This window comes from Blautia hominis, assembly GCA_002270465.1.
Lineage (GTDB): Bacteria > Bacillota > Clostridia > Lachnospirales > Lachnospiraceae > Blautia > Blautia hominis.
In genome coordinates this window covers 1-4,148 of the sequence record NQOF01000020.1, presented here as the reverse complement: position 1 = coordinate 4,148, position 4,148 = coordinate 1, and the positions used below count along the sequence as shown (strand labels likewise).

The 4,148-nt window shown below is 46.5% G+C and carries 6 protein-coding genes; all 6 read left to right on the top strand.

All coding sequences use genetic code 11. The features are described from left to right. Nucleotides 1–168: 168 nt before the first annotated feature. The 6 genes from CI595_RS25705 to CI595_RS25680 all read left to right on the top strand — a co-directional run bounded on the left by CI595_RS25705 (nt 169) and on the right by CI595_RS25680 (nt 3,992). On the top strand, nt 169–570 hold the full coding sequence (locus CI595_RS25705) for a hypothetical protein (RefSeq protein ID WP_095176468.1): 402 nt from the start codon (nt 169–171) through the stop codon (nt 568–570). Nucleotides 571–725: 155 nt separating this feature from the next. Continuing rightward, nucleotides 726–1,364, top strand: a complete 639-nt coding sequence (locus tag CI595_RS25700; protein ID WP_095176466.1) for a hypothetical protein — start codon at nt 726–728, stop codon at nt 1,362–1,364. A 14-nt stretch (nt 1,365–1,378) separates the two neighbouring features. Continuing rightward, nucleotides 1,379–2,359: a collagen-like domain-containing protein gene (locus CI595_RS25695; RefSeq protein ID WP_095176464.1), complete on the top strand. Its 981-nt coding sequence runs from the start codon at nt 1,379–1,381 to the stop codon at nt 2,357–2,359. A 14-nt stretch (nt 2,360–2,373) separates the two neighbouring features. Continuing rightward, complete coding sequence (locus tag CI595_RS25690; protein WP_095176462.1) at nt 2,374–2,631, top strand: hypothetical protein; 258 nt, start codon at nt 2,374–2,376, stop codon at nt 2,629–2,631. A gap of 2 nt (nt 2,632–2,633) precedes the next feature. Further along, nucleotides 2,634–2,846 (top strand): holin, encoded by a 213-nt coding sequence (locus CI595_RS25685; RefSeq protein ID WP_095176460.1) that lies wholly within the window; start codon nt 2,634–2,636, stop codon nt 2,844–2,846. 63 nt (nt 2,847–2,909) lie between these two features. Next, complete coding sequence (locus CI595_RS25680; protein WP_095176458.1) at nt 2,910–3,992, top strand: GH25 family lysozyme; 1,083 nt, start codon at nt 2,910–2,912, stop codon at nt 3,990–3,992. Nucleotides 3,993–4,148 lie beyond the last annotated feature (156 nt).

Sequence of the window (4,148 nt, the reverse complement as noted above, 5' to 3'; positions counted from 1 at the left end):
AGCGGAGTTTAGCAAAAGAAGTGAAGAATTTTCATCAGAATACACCGTTCCGGGTGTGTTGTAATGAGTATTTTTCAATGAAAGTAGGTGATTTTATATGGAAATTAGAGCCAGACCGTGATGAGCGGTCTATTTTAATATAAAAAACGAAATGGAAAGATGAGTGATATGGGTAAAATTAGATTAAATAATGGGCAGGAGCTGGGGATTATCGCAGATGGAATTCAGGTGTCAGGTGATTCCCTCACATTGGGATTAGTTCCTGGGGATAAAAACATCATGGAGTATGAGATCTTACTGTCTGATATGGTAAACACAGGAAAAATACAGGTGATTGATGATAACAATGAGGTATTTAGAATCCATTCTGGATTCACAAAAATCCGGAGGATTGAAAAACAGATGGAAATCACCATGGATCACACACAGGATAAGGAAGGAAATGCAGTGCCGGTTAAAGGTAGTGCTATTATTGTAGAACTGCAGAGGCCAGATGAAACGGAGGCCCGTATAACTGCCCTGGAGGAAACCGTGGACACTCTGGTTCTTGAAAACCTGGGACTCGTGTAAGGAGGTGCATCGTATGTTTGAAACAATCACAAGATTATACAAAAAGACTGGAAATGCAGAAGTAGTAGAGAAAGCAGCCGCAAAGGGCTGGATTAACCAGGAAGAGAGAAGAAGCATCCTTGCCGGTTAATCTTCCAGGCAGGAAGGAGACGGCAATGATAATAGCCAAATTTTGTAGTGACGGACAGTATTATAAAACGGTTTTTGGGCTTGTACAGTGGGATTACGGACAGACGCTGCAGGTATTCGGCCTGCAGATCCCAGATCAGACAGAGGTGCATTTAACTGAGGAGTTTGGAACTATGTCTTTTACAGTTCCCGGAAACAGGCAGGAGGATGGCAGTGTTGCTGTTGAAATACCGGACATCCTTCTACAGAGCGGTAAAAATGTTATTGCGTATATATATGTCTGTGATGACAGCCAGGGAGAAACTTTACGGACAATATTTATGCCGGTAAAAAAACGGGCAAAACCTGAAAATTATAGCAGGTCAGAGCTGACCCCGATGCAGGAGATTTTGAAAGAACTGCGTGGACGGGCAGATGACATCACTTTGCAGGAGGATATGCTGCAGCTTATGTCTGGAGGACAGACCATTGGCTCGCGTATCAGGCTGCCGATACGGGAACGGGAAATTGAAATGCGCAATACAGGGACAGAGATTGAATGGCGGTATACAGATAGTAATGAATGGTGCTGCCTGATCATATTAGACGATATACGGGGACCGGCAGGGGAAACACCGGAGTTTGAGATCAGGGACGGTCATCTGTATGCGTTATATCAAAAATAAAGGAGAGATAAGCTATGGCAAGAGAAGTTGATTTAGGGAGTATCATTGGCCCTCAGGGCCCACAAGGGATTCAGGGGCCGGCTGGACCGCAGGGTCTAAAAGGAGATACCGGGGCCAAGGGAGCAACAGGCGCACAGGGGCCACAGGGTATCCAGGGCGAAACTGGACCCACGGGGCCCAAGGGCGCCACAGGTGCAGCCGGAGCAAAGGGAGCGGACGGTGCAACCTGGCTGTTTGGCGCTGCAGCACCGACAACACAGGGAAAAGACGGGGACTTTTATCTGAATACAGCGAATTTTGATATCTATAAAAAGACGTCAGGAGCCTGGGCAAAAACGGGCAATATCAAAGGTGCTGCTGGTGCTCAGGGACCAAAAGGAGATACTGGAGCAACAGGACCTACTGGTCCGCAGGGTCCGAAGGGTGACACCGGTGCGACTGGGCCGAAAGGAGCGACCGGCTCAACTGGTCCGCAGGGACCTGCAGGTGAGGCATTCACGATAGCAAAGACCTATGCCAGCATTTCAGCCATGAATAGCGGCTTTGCGTCAGATGGTGTCAAGACCGGACAGTTTGTCATGATCGATACGGGAAACGTTAATGACGCAGATAATGCAAAATTGTATGTAAAAGGGACAACAGCGTATACATACATCACAGATTTATCAGGTGCCACTGGTATGACAGGTCCCCAGGGACCAAAAGGTGCGACTGGAGCCACAGGCCCCCAGGGAGCCACGGGTCCGAAAGGCGATAAAGGCGCTGCATTTACTTACGCTGACTTTACAGCCGCCCAGCTTGCAGGATTAAAGGGCGCAAAGGGTGACACAGGAGCCACTGGGCCACAGGGACCGAAAGGTGATACTGGTGCAGCCGGTGCAAAAGGAGCTACAGGAGCCACTGGCGCTCAGGGGCCGCAGGGGCCAGCCGGAGCGGATGGAAAGACACCGACCTTTGAAATAAGGAGCGGGCATCTGTATGCGATTTTTAGCTAAGGAGGGTTTTACATGTGACAGAATGGGAAGTATTTGGCGTTATTGTGGCCCTGACTGCTTTTGCAATCTCCATCGGCACACCGATCATAAAGCTAAACACATCCATAACCCGACTGATCGACAGACTTAATATGCTGGATGAGGGAATGGACGAGCTGACAGAAAAGAACCACAAATCCCATGAGCGGATATGGGTGCACAACGAGGAACAGGACAATAAACTAAATGACCATGAGACACGGATCACCATATTGGAGAAGAAAGAAGAGTGAGTATGAAAAATAAGTCATATTGGGTGAATTGGGTGAAAAAGGCAGGTATCAGAGCAGTTAAGACCATTGCCCAGGCTGCAATTGCCGGTATTGGTACCGCCGCAGCAATGGGACAAGTGGATTGGAGATATGTACTATCAGCCGCAGTATTGGCTGGGGTATTGTCCATGTTGACCAGTGTTGCAGGTCTGCCGGAGGTTGAGACAAAAAGATGACAGAGGGCGGGAAATCGTCCTCTCTCAATTTAGACTGGTCCAACAGATAAGGAAAGGAGCAATATGGGTATACAGAAAATTATTGATGTATCAGAACATAATGGCAAAATTAATTGGGAAAAGGCCCGCAGCCATATAGATGGCGTAATTATTCGGTGTGGTTATGGCATGGATATGACAAGTCAGGATGATAAGCACTGGAAACGCAATGCTGATGAATGTACACGCTTGGGTATTCCTTTTGGTGTGTATCTATACTCTTATGCCAATACGGAGGGCAAGAGCAGGAGTGAGGCTGCGCATGTCCTCCGGCTCATCAAAAAGTACAAACTCTCTTTTCCTGTTTATCTGGATCTGGAGGAAGAGCATAGCCCGGATACAAGAGCACATGCTGTGCATGGAGCAAAAATTTTTGCGGATATTGTGGGGAGGGCGGGTTATGTTGTTGGCATTTATGCAAATGAAAACTGGTACAAGAATATAATTGGCAGCTCTCTGGATAAATATACCAAATGGGTTGCAAAGTACAGCTCCCAGGCTCCAGATGTGACCGGAGTGGATATTTGGCAGTATACAAGTTCTGGCAATGTACCGGGACTTACTGGCAACAATGGTATGGTAGATATCAATTACTGTTATCGGGACTTTGTGAAGGAGATAACCGATAAAAATAATATAGCCGGACAGGAATCCGGTAGTATATCTACAGTATTACCAGATATTACGCAAGCTGTTTCCGGAGGTAATAAAGTTATAAAAGACGGACAGATACATCTTAATAATTTCACTGGACTAGACATAAGTGCAGATGGAGTTAGAGGTATAGAAACGATCAAAGGAGGAATCGTGGTGCTGCAGACAGCTCTTAACATGGATTATCATACAGGGTTGAATATTGATGGTATTTGGGGTCCGAAATCGGACAAGGCACTGGACCATCATTATGTTTGCAGGGGGGAATATCAGTACATGGTCACAGCAGTTGAGATATTGCTTATGCTTAAAGGGTACAACCCAAATGGTGTAGAATGTCCTGGAAGTTTTGGTAGTGAACTGGAATCTGCAGTGCGGCAGTACCAAAATGATTATGGGCTTACTGTGGACGGTATCGCAGGGCGCAATACCTTTAAGAGTTTGATTGTATAGATCAGGCAACAATAGCCCTAGAAGGATTTTTCTGATTATACTGCCAGAGAACAGAGAATCTAAATAGGAACCACCAGCCCGGCGCCGGGTCATATGCCGGACTTATATGTTTATCTATATAAATCTATATAATAGGTTATTACACTCCGGTCCACC

Coding starts and splice junctions, on each gene's coding strand:
- CI595_RS25705 (WP_095176468.1), top strand. CDS start 169: ATGGGTAAAATTAGATTAAATAATGGGCAGGAGCTGGGGATTATCGCA.
- CI595_RS25700 (WP_095176466.1), top strand. CDS start 726: ATGATAATAGCCAAATTTTGTAGTGACGGACAGTATTATAAAACGGTT.
- CI595_RS25695 (WP_095176464.1), top strand. CDS start 1,379: ATGGCAAGAGAAGTTGATTTAGGGAGTATCATTGGCCCTCAGGGCCCA.
- CI595_RS25685 (WP_095176460.1), top strand. CDS start 2,634: ATGAAAAATAAGTCATATTGGGTGAATTGGGTGAAAAAGGCAGGTATC.
- CI595_RS25680 (WP_095176458.1), top strand. CDS start 2,910: ATGGGTATACAGAAAATTATTGATGTATCAGAACATAATGGCAAAATT.